Raw genomic sequence first — 26,660 nt, 5'->3', positions numbered from 1 at the left:
GCGATTCAGCGCCCGCGCGCTGACAAGATCGCTGACAGCCGCACCATCACCGTCGCGCCGCCGAGATCGTCCCCTGCGCGGTGGCGCACACCCAGCTCGATCGCGTTCCACGAGAAGGCGCGGTAGCGGACGCCCCACGCGAACGCCCAGCGCGGCGCAGTTTCTGCGGAGCTCGGCCCGAGCTGCGGCAACCATTGCACGTCGGCCAGGATCGTCGTGCGCGGGTAGATCTCCGGCGTCCACGCGAGCCCGGCCAGCGGCCGCACGCTCGCGGACGGGGCGAGGCGGATCGTCGCGCCGTCGGCGCCGCGGTGCTCGCTGGCCCAGGTCGACGCGCCGGCGTGGAGCCGCACCGGCCCGAGCTGCGCCGACATCACCGCGAACGCCTCGGTCGCGCGACCGACCTCGCGGTGGCCGAACGGCACCCGCACGCCGAGCGCGACCGCGCCGCCGCGCCAGGGCCGCAGGCTCAGCTTCCACCCGGCGCTGGTCTGGCGCACGCCGGTCACGGTCCGGCCGACGCCGGCGCACGGGTCGCACGCGGTCACGAGCTCGTCGCCGCCGACGTCGACGTCGACGAGGCGCGCGTACGACAGGGTCGCGCGGGCGCCGGCGCCGCCGCGGTGATCGACGTCGCCGCTGGCGTAGATCGCCGTGCCGGGCTGGGTCCACGCGGTCGGGATCGTCAGCACCGTCGGCGCCAGCGTCGCGGCCGCGCCGTCATCGGCGGCGGCGCGGCCGACGCCGACGACCACGAGCAGGAGCGACACGACGACGCGCATGGTGGGGCCGGGCGCGCGCGGTCAGGGGTGGCGCGGGCGGTTGCGGTTGACCACGCGCTCGAGCGTGCGGTTGATGATCGTGATCTGGCCGAAGATCTGGGCGTCGAGCAGGTTGGCGTCGCCGATGTCCGGAACCCGGACGCCCGACTGGAGCTGGGCCCAGCGGGCCAGATCGTAGCGGACGCCCCACGACAGGATCGGGCGCAGCTTGATCTGGTTGACCTCCGAGCACGTGAAGCAGAACTCCGGGACCCACGCGAAGTCGACCAGGATGTCGGCGTCCTCGACCGCGCGCACCGCGACGCCGCCGCCGATCCGGAGCTGGCGCCCGAGGCCCTGGTCGTGGAGCACGACCGGGCCGGCCTCGCCGGTCTCGACGGACGCGTCCCAGAACGAGCCGTTGAGGTGCACCGAGGTGCGCGGCCCGACGTGCTTCGACGCCGCGAGGTGCAGCTCGGCGATGCGCGAGCGGTGGCCGTCGGCCTCGAACTCGAACGACTTGCGGAAGCCCAGGGCCAGCGCCGGCTGGTGTCGGAACAGCCGATCCTCGGCCAGGCCCATGCGGAACGTCGCGGTGTAGAACGGCGCCAGGCGCTTCGGGGTCTGGCCGTAGGCCTCGCGCGCCCGCACCAGGTCGGTCACGGCCACGCCGAACTCGGCGACGTCGCCGAGCCCGAACCGCAGATCGCTCGACAGGCCGCCGGAGGTGTCGACGCCGGAGCGGGAGTAGATGATGCCGGCCGGCAGCATCGCGCCCGACGGCGCGAGCAGCAGCTCGGGCAGCGCGATCGGCGGCGGCGCCGGGTCGGGCGGATCGGTCACCTCGATCGGCGGCGGCGTCGCGACGTCCGGATCGACCGGCGGCGGCGAAGCGTCGGGCGGCTCGACCGGCGGCTGCGCCTCGGGTGGCGTCGCGTCGGGTTCGGGCGGCGGCGTGGCGTCGGGTGGTGGTGGCAGCGGGATCGGCACGGGCAGCGGCTGCGCGGTGGCGGCGCCGGCTCCGAGCGCGACGGCGCCGGTGATGAGGAGCTGGGAGAGCTTGGTAGACACGACGATCCTCCTTGGTGCTGGCGCGGTCACTCGCAGAAGCCCCCGGTGACGCGACAGGCGATCGCGCCCCAGGGCACGAACACCTCGCCCCCGAGGCGGATGTCCCATTGCACGGACGCGTCGAGGCCGTCGTCCGGTTGGCCGCGCCCGACCTCCAACTGGTAGCCGACGCTGTCGTCGAGCACGACCGCAGGCAGCGCGGCCCAGCGCACGCCGACCCGCCCGAGCAGGCCGTAGTCGACGCGCGGCGCGGCGTCGACGTCGGGGTCGAAGCGGAACTGCGGCGCCAGCGAGATCTCGGCGATGGCGCGCGTGACGTCGGTCGCCTGCAGATCGAGGCCGAGCGCCGGCAGCACCATCACGCGCTGGCGCTCGCCGTCGGGGCCGAGGCCCGGGCGCGCGATCTTCGCCGACGACACGCGCGCGCCGGTGTGGACCGTCAGGCCGGTCAGCGGGCCGCGCATGCGCAGGCGCGTGACCAGGTACAGATCGGTCACCGACTCGTCGACCGGCTCGCCGCTGACGGTCTCGCGTCGGGGCACGCCCAGCCGGAACGCGATCGCCACCGCCGGCACCCACGGCCGCTCGCGGAACGGCGCCTGCAGCTGCACGCCGACCGCCGGGATCGGCGCGGTCAGCCGGCCGATGCCCACGGCGGTGGTGTGGCGATACTCGATCTGCGCGACGTCGCCGAAGCCGATGGCCGCGACGCCGGCCGAGGTCAGGATGCCGGGCTCCTGCAGCAAGCTGGCGTCGCCCGACAGGCTGAGCTGGAAGGCGCCGACCACGTCGGCGACCGGCATCGCGAACAGGCGCGGCGATCGGAACGGACCGCGGAAGATCGTCGCGGCGCTGGCGGTGCGACGGCGGGCCGGCAGCGGGTCGGTCGGCTGGTCGCTCACCTCATCGGCGCGCGCGCTGTGGAGCCCAGGTGCTCCGAGCACACACGCGACCGAGAGCAAGAACACGCGGCGCATCGAGGTGCTCTGACGCAGTGCAAGCTGGATGCCGAGTGTTTGGATGGTCCGTCCATTGTGATATGCAAGATACTAATATTGATTGAGAAAATGACTGGTCGAGCCATCTGACAAGGGCGATTCAGGGTGGAGACGTGTGAACGACTCGACGCATGCACCGTCAAGGGTTCGCCAGGTTCCGACTGCGTCATCGCGGTGGCACTGCGTCGCGGATTCGGCAGGTCATCGGTCCGGTTGCGATTGCGACGCCGCGCGCGCGGCATCACTATGGCCACTCATGATCCTTGCGTGCGCGGGATGCGACAGCCGCTACGACGTCAGCGGCCACGAGGTAGGCCAGCGGTTCCGGTGTCGCTGCGGCACCGTGACCGAGCTGGCGGCGCCGAGCCCGCAGGCGGGCTTGCTCGCGTGTCCGCGCTGCGGCGCGGGCGTGGCCGCCAACCACAAGCACTGCGAGTTCTGCCGCGCCGAGCTGCTGCTCAAGGCGTGCCCGCGGTGCCTGTCGCGGGTGTTCCACGGCCACAAGCACTGCCCCGAGTGCGGCGCCGGCATCGACCACGCGGCGCACGGCGACGCGCGGCCCGACGCGGCGTGTCCCCGGTGCGATCAGGCGCTGCACGGTCGCATGGTCGGCGACGTGCTGGTCGACGAGTGCCGCGGCTGCGCCGGCGTGTTCCTCGACAAGACCGCGATCGAGCGGGTCGTGACCGATCGCCGCCAGGCCCGGGCCGAGGCGCTGCTGGGGGCGCTGACCAAGGCCGAGCCGTCGTTCGTGCCGCCGGGCGGGCGCATGTACGTGAAGTGCCCGACCTGCAAGAACGTGATGAACCGCAAGCAGTTCGCGACCGGCGCCCGGGTGATCGTCGACGTCTGCCGCGACCACGGCACGTTCTTCGACGCCGGCGAGCTGCCGCGGATCATCGAGTTCGTGATGACCGGCGGCCTCGAGCAGGCCGAGCGCGCCGAGATCGCGCGCATGCGCGATGAGGCCAAGCGCGAGCTCCAGGCCGCGCAGTTCGCGGCCATCGGCGAGAGCCGCAGCTCGAGCCAAGCCCAGAAGAACAGCGGCCGGTCGGGCGCGGTGGTGATCGAGCTGCTGGCGTCGCTGTTCCGGTAGCGGGTCGACGCCGGACGGCCGCACGACGATCGGGTCGGCGACCGGCGGCGCCGGACGGCCGCACGACGATCGCGCCGGCGGCTGGCGGCGCCCGACGATCGCGTCGGCGCGGCGCGCTCCGGACCGCCGGGCCGGCGCGGGTCACGACGATCGGGTCGGCGCGCTACGGACAGCCCGGGCCGGTGCGCGTCACGACGATCGCGTCGGCGCGCTACGGACAGCCCGGGCCGGTGCGCGTCACGACGATCGCGTCGGCGCCGACCGGCTGACCATGGCGATCGATCGCCTCGAGCTGCAGCGGGTTGGCGCCGCACGCCAGCGGTGCGGTCGCGCGCCACGCCGTGCGATCGAGCCAGGTCAGCGCCAGCGCCGCGCCGGTCGGCGCGAGCCGCGCGGTCGCCACGTCGACCCAGCCGAGGCCGTCGAGCGTGATCGTCGCGGTCGTGACCGAGATCGCGGCGCCGCCGTTGGTGGTGATCTGGAACGCGACCTGGGGGATGGCGCGGGTGATCGCGTCGGGGGCGCCATTCATGACGTAGTCGGCGCGCGCGACGATGTACTGCAGGTGGCCGGCGAAGTCCTGGCCCGGCAGCAGCGCGCCGAGCTGCGCGGCCCACGCGGCCATGTAGCCGCCGTTGAACGCGGTCGCGATGATGTCGTAGAGGTGGCCGTAGTAGGCGCGGGCGTGCGCGGGGCGCGCGATCAGCCGCGCCAGGTCGCCGCTGGCCACCGCCGGCCCCAGCGGCGAGCCCAGGAAGTCGAGGTCGTGCGGGAAGTACAGCACCCGGCCGTCGGCGGGGCGGACGTAGAAGTCGGCGTTGTGCTGGCTGCCGTGGCCGTAGTTGTCGACCGCGCCCGACAGCGTCGCGAACGCGAACGCCCGCAGCCACTCGTCGACGTCGATCACGTCGCCGACCTGCTGATCGAACTGCGCGGCCGGCAGCCCGAACACCTTGGCGAAGCGGATCAGGTCGCGGTAGTCGTCGCGCCACCGGTTGTTCTTGGCGATGAACGTCAGCCGGTAGGCCTCGGGATCGTCGCCGAGGTCGCGGAGGGCCGTGCCGACCACCGCGTCGGGCTGCGGCAGCTTGCGCCCGGTGGCGGTGCCGTCGTCGGTCGTGGTCGGGTAGTAGATCAGCTCGTACTCGAACAGCGCGCCGTCGCCGCCGCGCTCGAACTGGAAGTCGAGCAGCAGATCGCCGTAGCGCGCGAGCTGCAGCTGGGCCGGGCCGACGTGCTCGCGGCGCGGCGGCCGCACCTGGATCAGGTCGTCGTACTGGCTGTGGACCGAGCCGGCCCGGTTCATCGCCTGGTTGAACAGCAGCTCGCGCTGGCCGAACCCGACCCCCTGCGAGCGATCGATCATGGCGCTGTCGTAGACGCCCCGGAACCGCTGCGTCGGCGCGAACCGCAGCGCGAACCCGACCCGCACGGCCGAGGGCCGGCCGCGCTCGCTGCTCTTGAGCCGCACGCCGACGTCGTAGTAGACCTCGCGCTCGTCGTAGATCACCGTGGCGCCGAGCAGGTCGTTGCTCATCAGGTTGGGCGGATCGAACAGCCACGCGACGTCGGCCGGCGTCAGGATGATCCGGAGGTTGTGCAGGCCGTTGGTCGCGGCGAGGCCGTCGTCGACCTGCCACAGCGCCCGCGCCGTGGGGCCGCCGGCAGGGACCTGCGCCGTGGCGCCGAGCGCGTCGCGGCCCTCGAGCCAGATCTGCACGACCGCGCCGGCCGCGCGCCCGGGCACGGTCGCGGCGAAGCGGCCGTCGCCGCCGTCGACCATGGGCGCGCTGGTGGGCGGGCCGCCGTCGACCGCGGACCACAAGGTCAGCGCGGCGACGCCGTCGGGATCGGCGGCGACCACGGTCACCTGCACGGGCTGGCCGGGGCGCGGCACCGCTGGGGTGTGCGCGAGGTCGCGGTAGGTCGGGCCGAGGTTGGCCGCGGCGCGGCTGTTGCGGGCGCCGGGCGTGCCGTGGTGGCGCGGGACCGCCAGCGCGGTCGTGCGCGCGAGGCGATCGAAGTAGAGGCGGGTGTTGAGCTGGTTCGAGCCGGCCCGCCAGCGCGCGCGCAGCGAGATCCGGTAGGTGCGGCCGTTGCCGATGACGTGGCCGCCGGTCAGGGTGGCCTCGACGTGGTTGTGCATGTGCTCGGTGGGGCCGGTCGCGACCAGGCGCAGCACGTGGTTGCCAGGGGCGGTCGGGTCGACGATCACCTCGCTGTGGCGGTGGTTGCCGAGCAGGCGGAACCCGGCGGCGCCGGCCTCGAACGAGCCGCCGGCGATCAGCTCGGTCGCGGCCCCGGCGGGATCGACCACGACGCTGACGTCGTCGATCAGGACCTCGCCGTCGTCGAGCAGCCCCAGCACCAGCTCCTGCCAGACCCCGTCGGGGCCGACCGTGCTCGGCGCCGCGACGCCGTCGTAGGTGATCGTCTGCCAGCTCGCGCCGGCGGCCTCGTCGCTGGCCGCCCAGGCCGCGGCGGCGCGGTGATCGGCCCGCGGGTCGCGGAGCTCGAGGCTGCTGCCGCCGCCGTCGGCGGCCGCCGGCCACGCACCGCCGTCGCTGTAGGCGACCTCGTCGACCGGGTTGCCGCAGGCGTCGCGCAGGACCACGCGATCCCCGCCGTCGGCGAGGCTGCCGCTGTAGTCGCCCACGATCGGCGCGGCGAGGCCCGGCTCGGTCGCCGTCAGCGCGGCGGCGTCCCGGGCGACGACGAGGTACCCGCCCGCGGCGATCACGGTGTCGGGCGGCAGCTGGTACGCGACGGCGTCGACGAGCTGGTAGCCGCCGACGTCGATCGGCGCAGGGCCGGGGTTCGACAGCTCGATCCACTCGAGCGGTGACCGCGCCACGCTGCCGTCGGGCTGGGGCTCCGGCGGCGCGTGGTACATGAGCTCGTTGATGACGACCGCGGCGTGGCTGACGAACGCGTTGGCCGCGCCCGGGCTGGCGACGTCGGGGTACCACCAGGCGCCGTCGCCGGCGTGGCGCCCGCGCGGCACGTCGACCACGTCGATCCCGTCGAGGATCGTCGCGCGGTCCGGCGCGACCAGGAACAGCGCGTCGCCGAGGTCGGCGCCGAAGCCGAGCTCGGCCTGGGGCACGAGCGCGACCGCGCCCGGCGCCAGCGAGCGGGCCGCGAGCGCGTGCGTGGCGCCGGTGGACGACGCGATCGCGACGCCGCCCAGCTCGACCGGCGTCGGGCCCAGGTTGGCCAGCTCGATCCAGAACGTGGACCGGTCGGCGCCGGCGATCTCGTTGAACGCCACGCCGGGCCCGTCGGGGGCGGCGGCGGTGACCGACGCCCGCAGCGCCGCGTCGAACGCCAGGTCGGGATCGTCGAGCGCGGCCTGGTGGACCTCGATCGCGAGCACGTGGTCGCCGGGCGCCAGCGCCGCGCCGGCGATCGCGGTGCCGAGCGCCAGCGTCGCGTCGGCCACGGTCGTCGCGGCCAGCGTGGTCGACCCGATCGCGCCGGCGGGCATGCCGACCCGCAGCACCTCGACGCCGTCGACGAAGCAGACCGCGCCGTCATCGAGCAGCAGGTCGAGCCACGGCCCGGCCAGCGCGACGCCCGCGCCGATCTGGAACCGGGTGCGGAAGTACGTGGTCGTCGGGCCGCGGGCCAGCTCGGTCGCGCCGCGCGGCGGCAGCAGCGGCGCGGTCGAGCGGAGCAGGGCGAACGTGGCGCTGGTGTTGGTCACCGAGACGTTGTCGAAGGTGTCGGGCCAGAGGTAGCGCGCGGCCGGCGCGAACTGACCGGCGAGCGCCGGCCCCCACGGCGCGGCGGTGTTGTCGGCGACGGCCTGGGGCGCGGCCCAGGTCGCGCCCGCGATGACGGCCTGGATCGCCGCGGCGGACGGCGCCGGTTCGGTGAGCGCGCCGCCGGGCGCGGCGCCGCCGGGGCCCAGGGCCCACGCGAAGGTCGCGGCGTCGGTCGCCGCCACCACGGTGCCGTCGGACAGCGCGACCTGGCCGATGACCATCTGCGGGCCGCCGTCGTTGCCCGGCGCCTCCCACGCCGCGACGAACAGGTGCTCGTCCGGCGCGACCGCGAACGTCCAGCGCTCGGGCGAGGTCCAGTCGCCGAGCGCGTCGCGGCCGATCAGCCGGAGGTCGGTGCCGTCGGCCCGACCCGCGTAGAGCGCGACGAAGTTGTCGGCGGTGAAGGTCGCGGTGACGGTCACCGCGGCGCCGGGTTGATCGCTGGCGAAGAACGCCGCCGGCGCCTCGGGCCAGCTGGTGTCGTCGAAGCTCGGGCCGGCCCAGCCCGCCGGCGCGGCGCCCGCGGCCTGATAGCGCCAGCGCGCGCCGAGCGGCACCAGCGTCTGGACGGTCTGCGCGGCCTCGGCCGCCGGGAAGTTGCCGGCGCCGGGCGTGCCGCCGACCCGCGGGCTCGCGGTCCAGGCCTCGGGCGGCTCGCTGGCGGACTCGGCGACGCGCTTGGCCAGCGACGCGCCGGAGCCGTCGGGGATCACCGGCCACGGCCCGACATCGCCGTAGCGGACCGCGTCGAGCAAGCGGCCGGAGTTGTTCCACAGCTCGAGCGCGCCGCCGTCGTCGGGCAGCGCCCCGGTGAACACGCCGACCGCGCCAGGCACGCCCGCGCTCGACGCGACCACGACGAGGCCGCGCGGCCCGATGCGCGTGCCGGGCGCGAACGCGTGCCGGATCGCGCCGTCGATCCGGAAGCCAGTCAGATCGACGTCGATCGCCAGCGGGTTGTAGAGCTCGACCCACTCGCGGCGGTCGGCCCCGGCCGGGTGGTACATGACCTCGTTGAAGGTGACCGCGCCGCCGACGCCCAGCTCCGATCGGAGCCACGGTGTCAGGGTCTTGGCCGCGCACAGCCCCGCGCCGGGCGGCGGCGGCGGCTCGGTCGTCAGGTTGTCGCCGCACGCCAGCGCGCCGACGACGAGCCCGATCACCGCTCGCTGGGCGCGCACCATCTCCCCAGTGTACGCCGGTCGGTCCGACCGACGCGAGCGCGTGGGCGTGGGCGGGTGCGGCGTTTTGCCTGAACCGACGCGGCCGATCGATCACTGCAGGATCGATGGCCCCGATCGTGATCCCTCGCCCGACCGCGCGCCGGTCGCGCCTGGCTGAGCGCGCGCTCCGCGGCGTCGTGGTCGCGGCCGCGCTCGCGGGGTGCGGCCTCGGCGTCCACGTCAAGGTCGGCCCGTCGCTGACCGCGGGCCACCCCGGCGCCACCGCCACCGTCGAGGGCTCGGGCTACATCGGCGATCGTCGGCGCTCGGCCGCGCTGCGCATGCAGGTCGGCGCCGGCTACCACGTCGGCATGGCGCCGACCCTGATGCTCGGCGTCAGCACCGGGCCGACCTGGAGCGACGGCCGGTGGGCCGCTGGCGCCGGGACGGCCGGCTACGTCGGGTCCGACGGCAGCGGCATCGCCCTGGTCGGCGCCGTCGACGTCGCGGTGGCGGCGCGCGCGCGCGGCGGCCCCGGGGGCTGCGGGTGGGTGTCGGCGAACTCCTACGCGGGCTACGCCGTCACCGTGCGCGAGGTCCGCGTCGGCGCCGTCGCCGGCGCGCTCCCCGGCGCGTCGTTCGCCTGGCTGCCGGTGTCACTCGGGCTCGTGCGCTGGTCGCTCACGTGCCCGCCGGCCGAGCCGCCGGGCCCGCTCGGTCCGTGACCGTCGAGCTCAGTCGTCGTCGAGCGCGTCGTCGAGGGCCTTGGCCAGGCGCTCGGCGTCGCCAGGCGACAGCGGCGGCGGGTTGAAGGCGCGGTCGGCCTGGTCGACCAGGGCCATGACCCGGGCCTCCTCGACCGACATCGACGACTTGTCGCTCTTCAACCAGTCGTCGATCTCTTCGGTCAGGCGCTTCTTGCGCGCGTCGGGGCCGCGCGGGCCCTCGCCCGGCATGTTGCGGCGGTACGAGACCGTGCCGTAGGCGTTGGCCAGGTCGACCCGCAGCTCGGCCATGTTCTGGTAGCGCCGGTCGGGATCCTTGGCCATCGACTTCAGGATGACCCGCTCGGCGCCGTCGGTGATCTCGCGGTGGGGCGCGAACTCGCGCGGCGACGGCACCGGCGCGTGGATGTGCTTCTGCAGCACCTCGTTGCCGGCCTCGGCCTCGAACGGCGGCCGGCCGCACAGCATGTCGAACAGCATCACGCCGACCGCGTAGATGTCGGTGCGCAGATCGACGTCGTCGCCGCGCGCGGCCTCCGGCGACATGTACTCGGGCGTGCCGAACACGGCGCCCTGGATGGTGTCGACGCCGAGCTCGTCCGGCGCCAGGATCTTGGCGATGCCGAAGTCGAGGATCTTCACGAAGTCGTAGCTGCGCTCGCGCTCGGTGACGTAGCCGGTGTCGTTGCTGTTCGAGGTCGCCATCCGCACGATGTCGCGGCGGCCGGGACGCTCGAGCAGCATGATGTTGTCGGGCTTGAGGTCGCGGTGGATCACGCCGAGCGTGTGGGCCGCCTCGAGCGCGTACGACATCTGGTTGACGATGTTGAGCGCGCGGTGCAGCTCGACCGCGCCCTCGCGCTCGATCAGATCCTCGAGGCTCTTGCCCTCGAGGTACTCCATGACGAAGTAGACCAGGCCGTCCGGCAGCACGCCGAAGTCGGTGACGTCGACGATGTTGGGGTGGTTGATCGACGACGCCGCCCGGGCCTCGCGCAGGAACCGGTTGACGGCGTCCTGGTAGCGCGCGAACTGCGGGTGGAGGATCTTCACCGCCACGAGCTTCTTGATGTAGACGTGCTCGCCGCTGTAGACCGTGCCCATCCCGCCGCGGCCGAGGATCTTGTCGAGCCGGTAGTTGCCGACCGCGCTGCCGAGGCGCGCGAGGTCCTGCTCCTCGACCAGCATCGACGAGTCGTGCAGGCAGAACCGCTCCCCGGTTGGGAAGCGCGTGTGGCAGCGCGGACAGACTCGCACGGGGCGGGGGGGCTCCTCGGGCTAGGTGGTGCGAGCGGGCGCGATCAGAGCCGGTAGCGCACGAAGAACAGCAGGTTGCGGCTGTCGTAGAAGTTCACGCCCTCGGGCGGCTTCATGTTGTTGAAGCGGAACTCGGCGCCGGCGTCGAGGCGATTGTTGGGCGAGAGCTGGACCGCAGCGGTCGCGGGCACGACCACCGCGTCGGTGTTCGAGAAGTCGAAGTCGGCGACCACCAGCGACGCCTTGAGCAAGAGCGCCACGATCGGCTGCGGCTGGATGACGATGCCGACGTTGGGCGTGAAGTCAGGCTTGGAGTCGAACTGGATCGCGAACGCGGTCTCGAACGCGGTGACCGCGACCTGCTCCTTGGGCGCGTACCGGAACGGGAAGCCGATCGGGATCGAGAACGTCGTCGCCGCGGGCACGGTGTCGCCGGCGGCGTTCGTGGTCTCGGCGCTGCGTTCGAGGGTCGCGCCGATGCGGAAGTCGACCAGGTCGTAGACGATCGAGCCCTCGAACGCGCCGTAGAAGCGGAACGACTTGAAGTTGTTCTCGCCGCTGAACCCGCCGCGGAGCTCGACGTTGTCCTGCAAGCCGTAGCGGATGTCCGCGGCCGCGCCGACGGTCTCGAACGCGGTCTTGTTGCCGACGTCGAATCCGACCCCGCCGCGCAGCTCGATGAGCCCCTTGGTCATCGTCAGCGGGCGCTGGATCTCGCCCTGCGGGTAGGTCTTGAGGACGTAGAGGCCGCCGGCGGTGACGGGCGGCTGCTCCTCGTCCACCTCCTCCTCGTCGTCGGCCTCTTCGTCGCCGCCGCCGCTGTCATCATCACCACTGTCGGCGGAGTCGTCGTCGTCGTCGTCGTCATCATCGTCGCCGGCCCACGCGCTGCGCGGGGCGAGCGGTCCGATGATCGGGAACAGCCCCGCGGCGAGTCCGGAGACCGCCACCAGAACCAGGCGCAAGCTGCGGGTGCGATCGAGCATTTTCCCTTCCTTGCTCGCGAGGTTAGCGCCCTGCCCTGGACATGCGCAAGCCGCGCCCTGGGGTTTGTCGAGCGGGGCCCGGCGGGCGGTTCGATTCTCACGCACTTCGGGCGGCGACGGGGACGTTTCGTCGCCGAAAACACCGACGGCGCCGGTGTCCGCGGCGCCATCCCTGCTCCGCATCACTGCGGCGCTGCCTGAACCAGGCTGGTGTTCACCAGGCCACGGCGGCCTGGTGCGTGACTCACTTCTTCTTCTTCTTGGCGGGCGCGTTCGTGGCGGGCGCCGTCTTGGCGGGCGCCTTCTTGGCCGCCGCCTTCTTGGCGGGCGCCTTCTTGGCGGGCGCCTTCTTGGCCGCCGCCTTCTTGGCGGGCGCCTTCTTCGCCGGCGCCTTCTTCGCCGCCTTCTTCCGCTTCGAGCCACCGACCTGGCGCTCCTTGCGCGCGATGTCGCCGTCACCGTCGACGAAGTACAGGTACTTGCTGTAGTCCATCTCGACGCCGGCCTTGACGAGCACGCTCGACTTGCCCTTGGCCTGACCCGGCTTCTTGCGCGGGACCGACCAGATGTCGCCGTTCTTGACGTAGTACATCAGGTCGTTGTCGCGCTTGATGCCAGCCTTGAAAACTTTCTCTGCTCCAGCCATTTGTCAGTCCCTCCCGATAGGGTGTTGGTTCTGTGATCCCTCGCCCGAACCGGGGCTGAAGGATTGCGCCGGGACCCTACGTCAGGGGTCTGACAACGATCTCCGTCGAGCCCTCGTCGGGGCGAGCCGGTTCTCCGTCGAGCCCGTCCGACCGCCGCGATTCCTCGACGGTAACAGCTGGTTTTCTCGACGAGAATCGATCGCCGGCTGAACGGACGCGCAGTCTCCGTCGAGGATCGTGGTCACGCCCGTCGAGGATGGCGCTTCGTGCGCGCGCGGGCGCGGCCGCAGACGAGGATCTGGCTGTCCGAGTCGGGCCCGAGGGGGCCGCGCTCGAAGCTGCCGTAGCGCTCGGCGACGCGCAGCCCGGCGTGGGCGATCAGCGCCTCGAGCTCGGCCGGGAAGTACTTGCGCTGCGACAGCAGCACGACGTCCTCGGGGCCGCCCGCGCACGGCTGGTAGTAGATCCGGATGATGGCGATCTGGCTCACCGGGTCGTAGTCGTGGTTGGTCGTGTACCAGGTCGGGACGCCGGTCACCGGGTGGCGGAACCGGGTGCGCGCCCAGCGTCGGACCGGATCGCGCGCCAGCCAGCCCGGATCCGGCAGCTGCACGTCGAACGCGAACGCGCCGTCGACCGCCAGGTGCGCGCGGACGCGCCCCAGGCACGCCTCGAGCTCGACCCGGGTGTACAGGTGCTCGAGGACGTTGAAGCCCGCCAGGATCAGCGGGAAGCGCCGCTGGAGCGCGAAGTCGCGCAGGTCGCCGGTGACCGGGGTGATCCGGGCCGCGACCGAGCGCGGCAGCCGCGCCATGCGCGCGGCCAGGCCGGCGAGCATCGCCGGCTCGGCGTCGAGCGCGACCACCTCGAAGCCGGCCCGGGCCAGGGCCGCGGTGATGCGGCCGGTGCCGCAGCCGAGCTCGAGCACCCGGCCGCCGGGGCCAGCGACGCGCCCGGCCAGCTCGACGTAGAACGCTACGTCGTCGCGCCGGCGCCGGTACTCGTAGTCGTAGAGCGCGGCGTCGCGGTAGTGCTCGCGGGCGCCCAGCGCGACGGCCAGGGCGCGGTCCGGCTCGGGGCGCGGGCCACTGGCGCCGCGGCGGGTGCCGGGTCGGGGCGGGCGGGTCACGACGCGGGCGCGGTGGCGGCGGCGTCGTCCTCGGGCCGGCGCCGCCGACCGCCTCGACGCCGACGTCGGCGCTTGCGGGCGGGGTCGTCGTCGTCGCCCTCGGCGTCGTCGTCACCGACCGGCGCGACCAGCTCGACCGCCTCGCCCCCGCGGGCCAGCGTCAGCAGCTCGTCGAGCACGACCGCGTCCTCGAGGGACTCGCGCCCGCCGCCGCCGCCCTCGACCGGCTGGTTCTTGGCCCGGGCCGCGGCGACCCGGCGCAGGCCGAACAGGGCGTAGCGGATGCGCTCGGCGTCCCGGCGCGCGACCGAGAGCTGGTCGAGCAGCGGCTGCGACACCGCGATCACCGCCTGGTGGGCGTCGCCCGGGCGGATGGTCGGCGAGGTGATGGTGTCGGCGACGAACGGCGCGATCAGCGCCGCCATGAGCAGGGCGTTGGCCGGCTCGCCGCCGCGGCGGACGAGCTCGTCGAGGTGGCCCAGCGTCGCCCACGCCAGCGTGCGCCGACGCGCCAGCTCGGCGGGGTCGGTGAGGAACGGCAGCCGCAGGGGCGGGCGGCGGGCCGGCAGCGGCCGCACGTCGTCGAGCCACACGCGGCGCCAGGCCCGCTCCTCGTCGTCGAGCTCGACCTCATCGTCGGCGCCGTCGTCGGGGCCCTCGGCGTCGTCGGCGTCGCCCGGGTCGTACAGCGCCGCCAGGAACGGCGACAGCACGTCGACGAAGCCGGTCGACAGCGCCAGCTCGAGCGAGCGCCGGGCGGCGGCGCCGCGCAGGAGCCGGTAGATCTCCTCGACCACCCGGGGCGGGGCGCTCTTGCGGATCTCCTCGCGCTGGCGCAGCAGCGCCGCGTAGGTCGCCGGCTCGATCGTCAGGTCGCAGCGGGCGGCGAACTTGATCGCGCGCAGCATCCGGACCGGATCCTCGCGGAAGCGCACGTCGGGGTCGCCGATGGTGCGGACCAGCCGGGCCTCGAGGTCGGGCAGGCCGACGACGTGATCGATCACGTCCTCGCGCTCGAAGTCGTAGAACAGGCCGTTGATCGTGAAGTCGCGCCGGCGCGCGTCCTCGGTCTCGGACCCGAACACGTTGTCGCGCCGGATCAGCAGGTCGCCCTCGTCGCCGTCCTCGTCGTCCCGCGGGTTGGCGCGGAACGTCGCGGTCTCGATGATCTTCTGGCCGAAGAACACGTGGGCGAGGCGAAAGCGGCGGCCGATGATCCGGCAGTTGCGGAACAGGGCCCGGATCTCGTTGGGCGTCGCGCTGGTGGCGACGTCGAAGTCCTTGGGCTGGCGGCCGAGGAGGAGATCGCGGACGCAGCCGCCGACCAGGTACGCCGTGAAGCCCCCCTTGGTCAGGCGTCGCACCACCCGCTCGGCATCCCCATCGATCAGCGCATGATCAAGCGCGGGCATCTTTCGCCGTGGGTAGCACGTCCGCGGATCCGGGAGCAAGGAACCGCCGGCGCGGTGCGCACCGGGCTCGACGGACAAAAAAAAACCGCAGCGGCCGGGGGGACAGCCTGCTGCGGCGCCAGCGAACGCTAGAAGCGTGCGGCTGGTTCTATTGATAGTGTCGCCGTGGCGAGGTGGCAAGGGGAAATTTCACCAATGGCGAAACTTCATGCCATAGATCGTATTGTCCGTTGCATTAAAGGTGATGTGAGCAGATGTGAACTGTGTGATTTCAGCAACATGTCGGACGATATCGAATTCCAGTCAGCGTAGAACTGTTACTGGGCTCCGAGCCGGACCTCGCCCCACGGGTCGAAGTACGCGGGGGTGCCGGCGTCGAGCCGGAGGGCGCCGTCGCCGATCAGCGGGCTGTAGCCGTCGGCGGTCACCATGACCGTATACGTGCCGGGCGCCGGCACCGGCTGCTTGAGGTAGACGGCGCCGTCGGTGCCCGAGCGGCCCCACGAGATCACCTGATCGTCCAGGCGGTTGATGTCGACGTCGCCGGCCGACACGCCCGCGCGCATGATCATCAGCAGGGCCCCGGCGATCGGCTGGCCGTTGGCGTTGCCGACGATCCGGGTCGACAGCCGGACGCCCTCGGCCTCGGCCTCGATCGCCGTCGGCTCCAGATCGATCGACGTGTGGCCGTCGCGCGGGACCCAGCCGGCGCGGACGATCGCCAGCAGCGGGCCGGCGGCGCCGATCGGCCGCACCAGCCCGCTGGTGGTAGTCGACAGCGACGAGCCGCTGATCGAGGTCGTGACCCGCACCGCCGAGGCGATCCCGATCAGCGCGCCGGTCTCGTCGACCACGGGGCCGCCAGAGTTGCCGAGAGTGATCACCGCATCGGTCTTGACGTAGTTGCCGGTCGGGCTGGCGGGATCGGTCGCGAGCCCCTGGACCGCGCCCGGCGACACCGCGAACGCGCCGGCGTTGACGTCGGGGAAGCCCATCACCCAGAGGCGCTGGCCGGGCTGGAGGTCCGCCTCGGGTCGGCGGGCGAACGCGGGCCACGCGGCCGACTGCGCCGGGGTCCAGGGCCGCCCGTCGAGGTCGACGTCGCACTTCACCAGCGCCAGGTCCATCTCGGGCCACAGCTTCGACCGGCTCGGGCTGCCGGCGCAGACCATCTCGGGCGGGCGGTCGGCGCCGTGGGCCCGGGCGATCACGAACACCGCGTGGGGCCGCAGGTTGTCGACCAGCAGGTGGTGGGCGGTGAGGACCGAGCCGTCGGCGCCGATGATCGCGCCCGAGCCGCCGCCGACCGCGCGGAGCTCGCCGTCGACCACGTCGGCGACCATCACCATCACGGTGCGATCGATCGCGGCCTGGACCGGCGCTGGCAGCGGCGCCTGCAGCCGCGCCGACGTCGACAAGAGCGGCTTGCCGGTGAGCGACGAGACCCGCAGGGTCGGCTCGATCGCCGCCGCGAGCTTGGCCACCGCCCGGGCCGAGCCGTAGAGCGTCACCGCGTACAGGCGCTCGCGGTCGACCGTCGCCAGCTCGATCGCGTGGCCGACCCGGGGCTCGTCGCCCTTGTTGGGCGCGAACGCGAACCGGAACGACGTGCGCAGCCAGCTGTGGCGGCCGTGGGTCCGCACCTGGCTGCGATCGGCGGCGTAGAGCTCGCCCCAGCGGGTGCGCCGGTCGAACTCGAGGCTCGCGATCACGTTGGACCACGGCGGCGGCGCCTCGATCCGCACCTCCATGCGCACGTCGGGATCGAGCGAGGAGGTGTAGACCACGTGGTACGGCAGCTCGCCGGGGACGCGCGGCCGCAGCGTCCGGGCCGGCACCAGCCGCGGCGCGACCGGATCGACCTCCTCGGGCGCGAGCCAGGTCGCCGGGCGCGTGAACGTCAGGCCGCGGCTCTGGAACGTCTCGATGGTGGGCTCGATCATCCGGCGGTGGGCGTAGCCGCCAGCGGCGACGACCCCGAGCGCCAGCGCGATCACGATGAAGTCGTGGCGGTGGTACGGCGAGGCGGGGCCGAGCGCCGACGCGACCTGGCGCGTGACGTCCGCGACCGCGGGGCCGATGGTCTGCGCGCGGCGCCACGCCCGCCCGGCCAGCGACGGCTCCTCGATCGCCGACATCGAGCCCGAGGCCGACGGATCGTCGCTGTCGTCGTCGGCGCCGGGCGCGGGCGCGGGGGCGGGCGCGGTGGGTGCGGGGGTGGCCGCGGCGGGCGTGGGCGTGGCGGCGTCGGCGGCGGGCGTGGCGTCCGCGTCGTCCGCGTCGTCCGCGTGGGGATCGCGCGGCGCGGTCATGGCGCGCCGTCCTTGCGGAACGGCGAGTCGGCCAGCAGGCGCTGGACGAACAGCATCAGCACGCCGAACACCGCGGCGGCCAGCGCGGCGGCGTAGCCCACGCCCTTCCACGGGTGGCTGGCCAGGCCCTGGGTCGTGACCCAGTCCTCGACCAGGCTGAACTGGCCATTGATGACCGCGGCGCCCAGCAGCCCGAGGAACAGCAGCACGCCGCGCGACACCGGGCCGCGCCGGGTGAACTTGGCGCGCCCGAGGACGTAGCCGAGGAACCCGGCGAACGACGCGTGCGCGAGCGTCGTGATCACGACCTCGGCGGCGCCGGTCGACAGGAACACCGCGCCGCCCTGGCCCTGCAGGCGGTGGTAGTTCAGCCACACCGCGAAGCCGGTGCCGACCGCCATCATGTAGACGACGCCGTCCATCGGCTCGTCGAACTCGTGCGACGTGAAGACCGTGTAGCGGACCGCCACGTACTTGCACAGCTCCTGGGCGAGCCCGACCACGAGCGTGGCGTGGACGACGCGGTCGAGCGCGAAGGTCCCGAGGCCGTGCTGCGCCAGCGGCTGTGGCGGCGCGAGCTGGTAGATGACGAAGTCCGACAGCGGCGCCGCGACCAGCGCGCCGAGCAGGAACACGCCGAACACGTACGTCGTCGGCTCGGGCTCGTGGCGATCCTGCAGGTAGAAGAACGCGAGCCACAGGCTGGCGGGCACCCCGGCCACGACGATCGCCAGGACCGGCGACATCTGCACCGGGCCGCGCAGATCCAGCACCTGCTCGATCAGCCAGGCGAGCGCGACGAACACCACCAGGCCGAGCACGAGCGCCAGCTTCGAGCCCACGAGCACGCGGGCGCGGCGCAAGGACCAGCGAGGGAGCGGGACCGCCACACCGATATTGTAGACGGCCGGCCGCCGGCCCGCGACTTTCCGGGGCGTCGGCCGGCGCCAACCGGCGAAGGGGTGATGGGGTGGTGGTAGAGTCGCGCCCGCATGACCAAGAAGCCCGCGGCCGCCGAGCGTCCCAAGAAGCCCGAGGAGGGCCTGCTGACCCTGCCGGAGCTGGCCGCGTACCTCCACCTCGACGAGAAGACCGTCTACAAGCTGGTCACGACGGGCAAGCTGCCGTCGGTGGGGGGCGATCGTCAGTGGCAGTTCCGCAAGAAGGACGTCGACGGCTGGCTCGAGCGCGAGCTCCTGGGTGAGGAGGAGCACTTCACCGAGATCCCCGACGGCATGAAGCTGCCGCTCGAGGACCTGCTGCCCGACTCGGCGATCATCGTCGATCTGAAGGCGCGGACCTCGGTGGCGGTGATCGAGGAGCTCGCGGCGCGCGCCTACGGCAACGGCTGGCTGACCGACAAGCCGTGGTTCGTCGGCCAGGTGGTCGAGCGCGAGTCGCTGGCGTCGACGGCGATGGAGGGCGGCGTCGCGTTCCTGCACACCCGCGCCAAGGACAAGGGCAAGATCGTCCGCCCGTTCCTGGTGTGCGGTCGGTCGTGGGAGGGCATCCAGTTCGGCGCGCCCGACGGGCGCAACACGTTCCTCTACTTCCTGATGGGCCTGAAGTACGACAAGCTGCACCTGCCGATCCTGGGGCGGCTGGCGCGGGCGCTGCGCAACCCGCAGACGATCGCCAAGCTGCGGGCGATGTCGTCGCCCGACAAGCTGCGCGCCCTGCTCTTGCGCGAGGACGAGCAGGCCCGGGCGGGGCTCGTGCCCGAGCCGTCGACGGCCGCCGACTTCGCGCCGCGCCTCGACAAGACCCTGCGGCTGCGCGCGATCCGCCGCCTCGGCGCGGCCCAGAAGGCCGAGGCCGACGCCGCCGCGGCGCCGCCCAAGAAGAAGCCGCGGGCCCGCAAGCCCAAGGCCAAGGCCTGAGGCCGCACGCGGCCGCGAGCAGGCGCCGGTCGCGGTGGTGAACTATTCGGACTCGCTGCGATTTCCGGCGGTGCCGCCGCGAGTAGGACCTGCCGACGAAGCTGGCTAGATGTGGGGCCATGCGCAACCGCCCCGCATTCGCCATCCTGTCGACCCTCGCGTTCGCTGCCTGTGAGTCCGGTCGAGCGTCCACGCCGGCGCCAACGGCGAGCGAGCAGCCGAGCGCGTCGGCGCGCCCGGCGCGCCCCTCGCTCCCACCGGTGATCCGGTGGCAGGGTGACACCGCCAAGATCATCCTCGACGTGCCCGACTACCGGCAGACCGATGCGACGATCACCTCGCGCATCGACGCCGGCAACGGGGACGCGCCGCTGGTCATGCGGATCGAGGGCGCGCGGCTGCCGGCGGGCGCCACGATGAGCGCAGGTGGCGTGACGGTGCCCGCGTCGGGTGGCTTGATCCAGCTCGCCGTGCCCGTGGCTGACGTGGGCGCGATCTCCATCGACGCGCTCACGCGTTCGGTCGAGCTCGCCGCATCGACGCCGATCGAGGTGGCGCTGGAGGGGCAGGCGCCGGTGTCGACCGCCGTCCCGGCGGCCACCGTCGACCTTGGGTTCCCCCTGATGGACGCGTTCGCGCTGGTGCGGCGCGGACCGGTCCGGTTCACCACCGCGGACACCCGGCTCGACACCGCGGTCCTCATCGGTCAGAGCATGATGCACGAGGTCGTCGGTCCCGGCCGGACCCTCGCCGACATCGACTGGGTGGTCGACCAGACCCGGCGCCAGACGTCGCGGCGCAAGCGCTGCTCGGGCTACTCCGGCGGCGTGGGCACCGTGACCATCGCGTTCGTGGACACCGTCCTGACGATCTACGAGGTGCGGACCGGCAAGCAGGTCGGCGTCGAGGTCGTCTCGCCGCCGGCGCGGTGCCCCTCCTTCGTCCGCCTCAGCGGCGGCGAGGCCCAGGTCGGGGTCTATACCGACGACGTCAAGCGTCGGGTGCAGGCGCTGCTCGCCCGAGGTAGCGCACGACGAGCTCGATGAGCTCGGCGCGGAACCCGGGCGCGGCCAGCAACTCGGGCTCGTGCACCACCGCGACCTCGATCACCTGCTCGATCGCGTGGACCACGATCCAGGCCATCAGCCCGTGCGGCCCGGCGCGGACATCGGCGCGGCTCGTCATCGCCGCCGCGACCTCGCGTCGGACGTTGCGATCGACGTCGGCGCTGACCGGCGCGGTCCAGCTCGGGGGCACCGAGCGGCGGATGGCCTGGCGGAGCCGGATGCCGCCGAGCTCACCGAGCAGCGCGTCGATGAGCCGCGCGCCGACGGCGGCGAGCGGGGCGGCGCCGGAGGTGAGCAGGATCTCGACGGCCAGCGCCTCGGTGTGGCGCTCCATCCGGCGGGCCAGCTCGGCGAGCAGCGCGTCCTTGTTCGGGAAGTACTGATAGAGCGACCCGATGCTGACGCCCGCCAGCTCGGCGACTCGGTTGGTGGTGAACGCGTCGAGCCCGCCGTCCTCGAGGACCCGGGCGGCGGCGTCGACGACCGCCGCGATGATGTCGGCGCCCGCGCGGGTCGTCGGCCCCTTGCGTGGCTTGATGCGGCGGTCGCGGTTCACGGGCCGAGGTTGCCACGAGCGCGGCCCCGGTCGTCGGCGTTGGTGCGGCGGTCGCGGCCCACGGGCCGAGGTCGCCACGAGCGCGACCCCGGTCGTCGGCGTCGGCGCGCGGCGCGACCCGGCCACCGCACCAGCCGCAAGCCCGGAAAGCTGGGCCGGTCGCCTGGCCCTGACGAATCGCTCACGGGGGCGCGCGCCGGCGCCGGGCTCATGCGAGAATTTTCGCAATGACCAAGCTCGGAACGATCGTGATGACGTTGGCAGTGGTGGCGGCGGCGGCGTGCGGTGGCTCGCAGAAGGGCGGCGCGACCAAGGACAGCTGCATGGCCGCGGCGACCAACATGGGCGCCATCCTCAAGCAGCAGATGGGCGGCGAGGGCGAGGGCGGTGACCAGCTGGACGCCATGGTCGGCGACATGCAGCAGCTGATCGCTGACCACTGCGTGGCCGACAAGTGGTCGAGCGCGGCGCTCACCTGCATCCGCAACGCCACGGACCCGGCCACGCTCGACCCCTGCCAGCAGGAGATCACCCCGGCCCAGCAGGAGTCGCTCAAGGCCGACATGAACAAGGTCATGGAGGGCATGCCGAACATGCGCGAGGCGCCCGCCGGCGCGGGCGACGGCATGGGCGACGACATGGAGGGTGGCAGCGGTGGCGGCGACCCGTGCGGCGACGGCGCCGACCCGTGCGGCGGCGGCGAGTAGGCCCCACCGCTCGTGGAGGGCATCCGCGACGGCTGCATCGGTGACGACTGCTTCGTGTGCGGCCTGCTGTGGCCGCACGCGCGGCCGTGCCCGCGCTGCGGCGGCCGCGGTCGCTGGCGGGACGCGCGCATGATGACCGAGGGCGCGGTGGTGGTGCGCGTGGCCCGCGCGCTCGACGCCTGGCACGGCGCCAGCGACGTCGACGCGCTCGCGGCGCTGCTCGACGTCGTGCACCAGGACGCGCCGGCCTCGCTCGACGCCCTGGCCGAGCTCGGCGTCGACCTCGACCAGCTGCGGCGGGCCTGGCAGCGGAGCGCGCCCGACCAGGTCGCCGGCGATTGACTCGCCCGGCGCGGCGCGCTCTCATCGGTCGATGCACGCTCGCGGTTTGGTCCTGGCGGCGCTTTTCGGCCTCGGCGCCTGTGGCGACGACGGCGGAGGCGCCACGCCCGACGTCCTGTTCGAGCTCGACGGCGAGCTGGCCGGGGCGACGTTCTTCGACGCCCCGTTCCCGTCGGACGTGCGCGTCGACGCCGACGGCACCCAGGCCTACGGCGGCTTCCCCAACTCGGGCAACGTCCAGATCATCCGGCAGCTGCTCGCGCTGGCCGACGCCCGGGTCGGCGCGCCGATGATGCCGGTCGCGTACTTTCGGTTCACCAAGCCCACGACCGCGTGGCGCTCGACCGACGTGATCGCCGCGGCGCCGACCGCGCCGATCCTGCTGGTCGACGTCGATCCCGCCTCGCCCGACCGCGGCCGCCTGGTGCCGGTGGTGGCGCAGGCGTTCGCGCCCGACTTCTTCGCGCCGTCGTACGTCGTCGGCGTCGCCGCGCGGCCCGGGTTCGTGCTGGCGCCGCACACCACCTACGCGGTGGTCGTGCGGACCGCGGCCGCGCCGGAGTTCGCGCGGCCGGCGGCGATCGTCGACCTGGCCGCGGGCCAGGTGCCGGCCGGCGCGCGCGGCGCCGCGACCGCGGCCGCGTACGCGCCGCTGTGGCCGACGCTGACGATGATCGGCGTGCCGGCCGCCGACGTGCTGACCGCGACGGTGTTCACGACCGGCGACGAGAACGCGCTCGCGTTCGCGCGCAGCGAGGCGGTGCGCGCCGCCCACGACGCGGTCATCGCCAACCTGCACGTCGACACCGACGGCGTCCACACCGACCCGACCAGCAGCTTCTGCGAGCTGGTGGGTGAGGTGACGTTCCCGCAGTTCCAGACCGGCGCGGTGCCGTTCTCAGATGGCGGCGGCGTGTTCATGCTCGACGGCGCCGGCGCGCCGATCAAGCAGGCCGACCTGACCGTGCCGATCACGATCACGATCCCGGCCGGGCCGATGCCGGCCGACGGCTGGCCGCTGTACCAGTTCTTCCACGGGTCGGGCGGGCTGAGCTCGGGCGTGGTCGATCTGGGCAAGACCCTGACCCCGACCGGCGAGCCGATCGTCGGCGAGGGCCCGGCGTTCGTGGTCGCGCGCTACGGCATCGCGGCGGCGTCGGCGGCGCTGCCGGCCAACCCCGAGCGCCTGCCGGGCGCGAGCGACTACGCCTACCTGAACCTGCAGAACCTGACGGCGTTCCCGTTCACGTTCCAGCAGGGCCTGTTCGAGCAGCGGCTCTTGCTCGACGCGCTGCTCGAGCTCCAGATCCCGGCGGCGACGCTGGCGAGCTGCCGCGGCGCCGACGCCACGGTCCATCACTTCGACGCCACCAAGCTGGTCGCCGGCGGCCAGTCGATGGGCGGCATGTACACCAACATCTTCGGCGCGGTCGAGCCGCGGGTGCCGGTGCTGGTGCCGACCGGCGCCGGCGGCTTCTGGAACCTGATGATCCTCGACACCGGGCTCATCGACGGCGCGCGCGGCCTGCTGGCGTCGGTGTTCCAGACCGGCGCCGACGATCTGACGTTCCTGCACCCGGGCATGGCGCTGCTCGGCAGCGGCTGGGAGATCGCCGAGCCGATGGTGGCGATGGCGCGGCTGGCGCGGATGCCGCTGCCCGGCCACCCGGTGCACCACGTCTACGAGCCGGTCGGCAAGGGCGACGTGTACTTCCCGACGACGGTCTACGACGCCGCGGCGCTGGCCTACGGCAACCAGCAGGCCGGCACCGAGGCGTGGTCGGCGATGCAGACCGCGCTGGCGCTCGATGGGCTCGACGGCCTGGCCGCCTACCCGGTCACGGCCAACGTCGTCGGCCCGGGCGGCGCCGGCACCACGCGCGTGGTGGTGCAGTACGAGAGCGACGGCATCGTCGACGCCCACTACATCTACCGGCAGCTCGACGAGGTGAAGCACCAGTACGGGTGCTTCTTCGACAGCTACGTGCGCACCGGGACGCCGACGGTGGTGGCGCCGGGGCCGCTGTCGGCGCCGTGCCAGTGATCGCGGCCGATCGCGCCGACGGCACCGGGCGCGTCGCCGGTGATCACCACGCGCGGGCCTAACCTTCCCGGGGCGCGGCGGGTCGGTACGGCATGCCCCGCCTCCCCACCTTCGCGCTCACCTTCCTGCTCTCCGCCCTCCTCGGCGGCGCCGCCGCGGCGCAGCCGGCGCCGCCGCTCGCCCCGCCCGGCGGCCCGGTGCGCCCGGCAGGCCCCGACGACACCGCCCGCCCGCGCGGGCCTGGCGACCGACCCGGCCGCGACGCCCGGGCCGGCGATCGGCAGGGGCGCCTGCCGCCGGCGCTGCGGCAGTTGCTGCTGGCGCGCTTCGATCGCGATCACGACGGCCGCCTGACCGGGCGCGAGCGCCAGCAGGCCAAGCGGTTCGTGAAGCGCCACCGGCGCCAGCTCCGGCAGACGATGGGCGAGGGCGGGCAGGGTCAGCGCGGGCAGGGCCAGCGTGGCCAGGGGCCGCGCGGGCAGGGCCGGGGTGGGCAGGGCCGAGGCGGGCAGGGCCAGGGCGCGATGGGCCCGGGCGGCCTCTGACCGTCAGCGCGATGGCCCCCAGCGGCTGCTGACCGCAAGCGCGCGATGGCGCCGCGGCGCGAGGCCGCGGGCCCCTGACCGTCAGCGCGCGCGTCGACGTCGCGCCACGAGCGGCCGCTGACCGCCAGCGCGCGATGGCCCCGCGGCGCGATGCCGCGCGGCCGCTGACCGTCAGCGCGCGCGTCGGCGGCGCGCCACCAGCGCCGCCAGCGCCAGCGCCAGCCCGCCAGCGCCACCGCCGCCGCCACCGCCCGCGGCGCAGGTGCCGTTGACCTCGGTCGCGCGCGGCTCGATCACCGTGCAGACGTCGGAGCAGCCGTCGAGCTCGTCGTCGTTGCCGTCGTCGCACTGCTCGCCGTCGTCGACGACGCCGTCGCCGCAGCTGGCGCGGCGGCAGGTCGTCCGACACTGGCCCGGGCCGTCGCCGTTGGCGGCGCCGTCGTCGCACTGCTCGGTCGAGGTCCGGACGCCGTCGCCGCACACCGCGCGCGGGTTGGCGACGATGCACACGTCGTCGACGTTCCAGCCGCCCAGCTCGAAGCCGGCGTCGGTGTCGAGCTGCCAGCGGACGGTGACGGTGCCGTCGAAGATGCGCGAGCTCAGCGGCACGTCCTGGAACAGCCAGGCCTTGTCCTCGTGGTGGGTGGTGTGGCTGGAGTTGCCCTGCGACGACAGGTTGACCCAGGCCTGCTCGCCGTTGACCTCGATCGTGGCCTGGTCGTAGAAGCCGTCCTCGACGTTGAGCCAGCGCCGGTACTGCAGGTGGACGTCGGAGTAGGTGCCGACGTCGATCGTGGGCGTCTCGATCCACATCGTCGCGTCGGCGCGGTAGGTGGCGTCGACGAACGACAGCCCGGTGCCGATGATCCGGGTGCCCGAGAACGCGGCGCCGGGATCGCCGACGCCGAGGCTGCCGCCCGGGCCGCCCCACTGCCAGACCTCGGCGGCGTCGCCGCCGACCCGCCAGCCCTCGGCCAGCGGGTTGCGCTCGAAGTCGGTGCAGTACAGCGGCACGACGTCGCCGTGGTAGAGCTGGTACCAGGGGTCGGCGCGGTTGTCGGGGTAGACCATCTCGCTGCCGTCGGCGAACTGCACCCGGAAGCGGAAGAACAGCGCGTTGCCGTCGGTCGGCAGCGGCAGGCCCGCGGTCCAGATCACGCCGTCGGCGCTGGCGTCGGTCGTGCCCGCCATGATGCCGAAGTCGCGCGGGCGCCACTCGAGCTTGACCCCGGTGATCTCGTCGCCGCAGCGGTCGTCGACGCCGGTCAGGGTCAGCCGGACCGGCTGCGGCGCGGTGATCGCGCTGCCGACCGAGCCGGCCGCGTCGATGTCGCCCTTGAGCGTGCGCAGGCCGTGGCGGCCGAACGCCGCGCGGATCGTGCACTCGTGGGGTGTGCCGTTGCTCAGATCGCCGTCGTCGTCGTCGGCCGCGAGGATCTCGATCAGCGTGGCCGGGATGCTCGAGGCCCGGCGCACCGCCGCGTAGAACAGCCGGTCGGCCAGGCGCACCGCGGCGTCGTGATCGCCGAGCTGGGCGATCAGCGCCTTGCGGAGATCCCACATCGCGCCGCCGAAGATGATGCCGGTGTGGTGGATCTCGTCGACGTCGCGCGGCCAGACGTTCTCGGAGTCGGGCGGGTCGAGCTCGCGCAGCGGCGTGTCGGTGCGGAAGAACCCGCGGCCCATGCCGCTGTCGTCGGTGATCGTCGCCGCCAGGTAGTCGGACAGGCCCTCGGAGAACGCGCCGTCGAAGAAGCCGACGCCGCGGATCAGCGCGTGGGCGTGCACCGAGTGGCCGAACTCGTGATAGACGACGTCGGCGATCCGGGCGGTGTTCTCGCACCGATCGCTGGCGGCGAAGAAGTTGATCGCGGTGCCGTTCGAGAACGCGTTGCACTCGTCGGCGATGTTGACCCGCACCGGCAGCTGCTCGTCGAGGAACTCCAGGTCGGGCGCGAACCGGCGGGCGTAGGTGCGGACGAGCGTCGCGTGCACGAACGCAGACACCTGGGCGTCGACGGCGGGGTCGGCCGAGGGGTTCCACTCGAGCACCCGGTCGGGCGCGAGCGAGGCCGACAGCGTGGCCACCGAGCCGCCGACGTTCTCGAGCGCGACGTCGGGCCCGGTCGGCGACAGCGTGACGTCGGTGGCGCTGGCGCCGGCCCAGGTGAAGCCGCCGCGGTCGTCGGTGACGG

Annotated in this window: 21 protein-coding genes; 8 read left to right on the top strand and 13 right to left on the bottom strand. The window is 73.6% G+C overall.

Annotated features, from left to right (window positions below):
• Positions 1 to 5: 5 nt before the first annotated feature.
• Genes IPL61_35450 through IPL61_35440 form a run of 3 tightly spaced genes read right to left on the bottom strand, consistent with a single transcriptional unit; the run spans position 6 to position 2,809 of the window.
• A complete protein-coding gene (locus tag IPL61_35450) occupies positions 6 to 770 on the bottom strand; it encodes a hypothetical protein (protein MBK9036488.1) in 765 nt (254 codons plus the stop codon).
• A gap of 33 nt (positions 771 to 803) precedes the next feature.
• Complete coding sequence (locus tag IPL61_35445) at positions 804 to 1,832, bottom strand: hypothetical protein (protein ID MBK9036487.1); 1,029 nt, start codon at positions 1,830 to 1,832, stop codon at positions 804 to 806.
• Between the two features lie 26 nt (positions 1,833 to 1,858).
• The gene (locus tag IPL61_35440) at positions 1,859 to 2,809 is read right to left on the bottom strand and encodes a hypothetical protein (protein MBK9036486.1); all 951 of its coding nucleotides are present in this window, start codon (positions 2,807 to 2,809) and stop codon (positions 1,859 to 1,861) included.
• 277 nt (positions 2,810 to 3,086) lie between these two features.
• On the opposite strand from IPL61_35440, the gene IPL61_35435 reads away from it, so the two are divergent.
• Positions 3,087 to 3,926 (top strand): zf-TFIIB domain-containing protein, encoded by an 840-nt coding sequence (locus IPL61_35435; protein MBK9036485.1) that lies wholly within the window; start codon positions 3,087 to 3,089, stop codon positions 3,924 to 3,926.
• 211 nt (positions 3,927 to 4,137) lie between these two features.
• Here the strand turns inward: IPL61_35435 and IPL61_35430 are convergent, their stop codons facing one another.
• Positions 4,138 to 8,877, bottom strand: coding sequence for a lamin tail domain-containing protein (locus IPL61_35430; GenBank protein ID MBK9036484.1), 4,740 nt, complete (start codon positions 8,875 to 8,877; stop codon positions 4,138 to 4,140).
• A gap of 116 nt (positions 8,878 to 8,993) precedes the next feature.
• Here IPL61_35430 and IPL61_35425 point away from each other — a divergent pair, with 116 nt between their 5' ends.
• Positions 8,994 to 9,581, top strand: a complete 588-nt coding sequence (locus IPL61_35425; protein ID MBK9036483.1) for a hypothetical protein — start codon at positions 8,994 to 8,996, stop codon at positions 9,579 to 9,581.
• A gap of 9 nt (positions 9,582 to 9,590) precedes the next feature.
• Here IPL61_35425 and IPL61_35420 read toward each other — a convergent pair whose 3' ends face one another.
• The 7 genes from IPL61_35420 to IPL61_35390 form a co-directional block, all read right to left on the bottom strand.
• Positions 9,591 to 10,838 (bottom strand): serine/threonine protein kinase, encoded by a 1,248-nt coding sequence (locus IPL61_35420; GenBank protein MBK9036482.1) that lies wholly within the window; start codon positions 10,836 to 10,838, stop codon positions 9,591 to 9,593.
• Between the two features lie 44 nt (positions 10,839 to 10,882).
• Positions 10,883 to 11,824 carry a hypothetical protein gene (locus tag IPL61_35415; GenBank protein MBK9036481.1) on the bottom strand — a complete coding sequence of 314 codons (942 nt, stop codon included), beginning with the start codon at positions 11,822 to 11,824 and terminating at the stop codon, positions 10,883 to 10,885.
• A 244-nt stretch (positions 11,825 to 12,068) separates the two neighbouring features.
• Positions 12,069 to 12,470 carry a hypothetical protein gene (locus IPL61_35410; GenBank protein ID MBK9036480.1) on the bottom strand — a complete coding sequence of 134 codons (402 nt, stop codon included), beginning with the start codon at positions 12,468 to 12,470 and terminating at the stop codon, positions 12,069 to 12,071.
• Between the two features lie 242 nt (positions 12,471 to 12,712).
• A complete protein-coding gene (locus IPL61_35405; protein ID MBK9036479.1) occupies positions 12,713 to 13,600 on the bottom strand; it encodes a class I SAM-dependent methyltransferase in 888 nt (295 codons plus the stop codon).
• Positions 13,597 to 15,012, bottom strand: coding sequence for a polynucleotide adenylyltransferase PcnB (gene pcnB, locus IPL61_35400; GenBank protein ID MBK9036478.1), 1,416 nt, complete (start codon positions 15,010 to 15,012; stop codon positions 13,597 to 13,599). The genes IPL61_35405 and pcnB overlap by 4 nt, the downstream gene beginning before the upstream one ends.
• Before the next feature lie 317 nt (positions 15,013 to 15,329).
• A complete protein-coding gene (locus IPL61_35395) occupies positions 15,330 to 17,324 on the bottom strand; it encodes a trypsin-like peptidase domain-containing protein (protein MBK9036477.1) in 1,995 nt (664 codons plus the stop codon).
• Positions 17,321 to 18,214, bottom strand: coding sequence for a PrsW family intramembrane metalloprotease (locus IPL61_35390; GenBank protein ID MBK9036476.1), 894 nt, complete (start codon positions 18,212 to 18,214; stop codon positions 17,321 to 17,323). Before IPL61_35390 ends, IPL61_35395 begins: the two co-directional genes overlap by 4 nt.
• A 102-nt stretch (positions 18,215 to 18,316) precedes the next feature.
• On the opposite strand from IPL61_35390, the gene IPL61_35385 reads away from it, so the two are divergent.
• Together IPL61_35385 and IPL61_35380 are read left to right on the top strand one after the other, a co-directional pair.
• The gene (locus IPL61_35385; protein ID MBK9036475.1) at positions 18,317 to 19,204 is read left to right on the top strand and encodes a PTS sugar transporter subunit IIA; all 888 of its coding nucleotides are present in this window, start codon (positions 18,317 to 18,319) and stop codon (positions 19,202 to 19,204) included.
• Positions 19,205 to 19,464: 260 nt separating this feature from the next.
• Complete coding sequence (locus IPL61_35380) at positions 19,465 to 20,250, top strand: hypothetical protein (GenBank protein ID MBK9036474.1); 786 nt, start codon at positions 19,465 to 19,467, stop codon at positions 20,248 to 20,250.
• On the opposite strand, the gene IPL61_35375 is transcribed toward IPL61_35380, so the two are convergent.
• A complete protein-coding gene (locus tag IPL61_35375; protein ID MBK9036473.1) occupies positions 20,195 to 20,827 on the bottom strand; it encodes a helix-turn-helix transcriptional regulator in 633 nt (210 codons plus the stop codon). The genes IPL61_35380 and IPL61_35375 overlap by 56 nt on opposite strands.
• Positions 20,828 to 21,054: 227 nt before the next feature.
• Here IPL61_35375 and IPL61_35370 point away from each other — a divergent pair, with 227 nt between their 5' ends.
• From IPL61_35370 to IPL61_35355, 4 genes are all read left to right on the top strand, one after another.
• The gene (locus IPL61_35370) at positions 21,055 to 21,534 is read left to right on the top strand and encodes a hypothetical protein (GenBank protein ID MBK9036472.1); all 480 of its coding nucleotides are present in this window, start codon (positions 21,055 to 21,057) and stop codon (positions 21,532 to 21,534) included.
• Positions 21,535 to 21,546: 12 nt separating this feature from the next.
• Complete coding sequence (locus IPL61_35365) at positions 21,547 to 21,876, top strand: hypothetical protein (GenBank protein MBK9036471.1); 330 nt, start codon at positions 21,547 to 21,549, stop codon at positions 21,874 to 21,876.
• A 31-nt stretch (positions 21,877 to 21,907) separates the two neighbouring features.
• Positions 21,908 to 23,920: a hypothetical protein gene (locus IPL61_35360; GenBank protein MBK9036470.1), complete on the top strand. Its 2,013-nt coding sequence runs from the start codon at positions 21,908 to 21,910 to the stop codon at positions 23,918 to 23,920.
• A gap of 92 nt (positions 23,921 to 24,012) precedes the next feature.
• A complete protein-coding gene (locus tag IPL61_35355; GenBank protein MBK9036469.1) occupies positions 24,013 to 24,465 on the top strand; it encodes a hypothetical protein in 453 nt (150 codons plus the stop codon).
• Between the two features lie 171 nt (positions 24,466 to 24,636).
• Here the strand turns inward: IPL61_35355 and IPL61_35350 are convergent, their stop codons facing one another.
• The gene (locus tag IPL61_35350; protein MBK9036468.1) at positions 24,637 to 25,536 is read right to left on the bottom strand and encodes a DUF4215 domain-containing protein; all 900 of its coding nucleotides are present in this window, start codon (positions 25,534 to 25,536) and stop codon (positions 24,637 to 24,639) included.
• Positions 25,537 to 26,660 lie beyond the last annotated feature (1,124 nt).

It is taken from the genome of Myxococcales bacterium, assembly GCA_016717005.1.
In the GTDB taxonomy this organism is placed as follows: domain Bacteria; phylum Myxococcota_A; class Polyangia; order Haliangiales; family Haliangiaceae; genus UBA2376.
The sequence above is the reverse complement of the archived record's forward strand: the minus strand, read 5'-3'. Positions and strand labels throughout refer to the sequence as shown.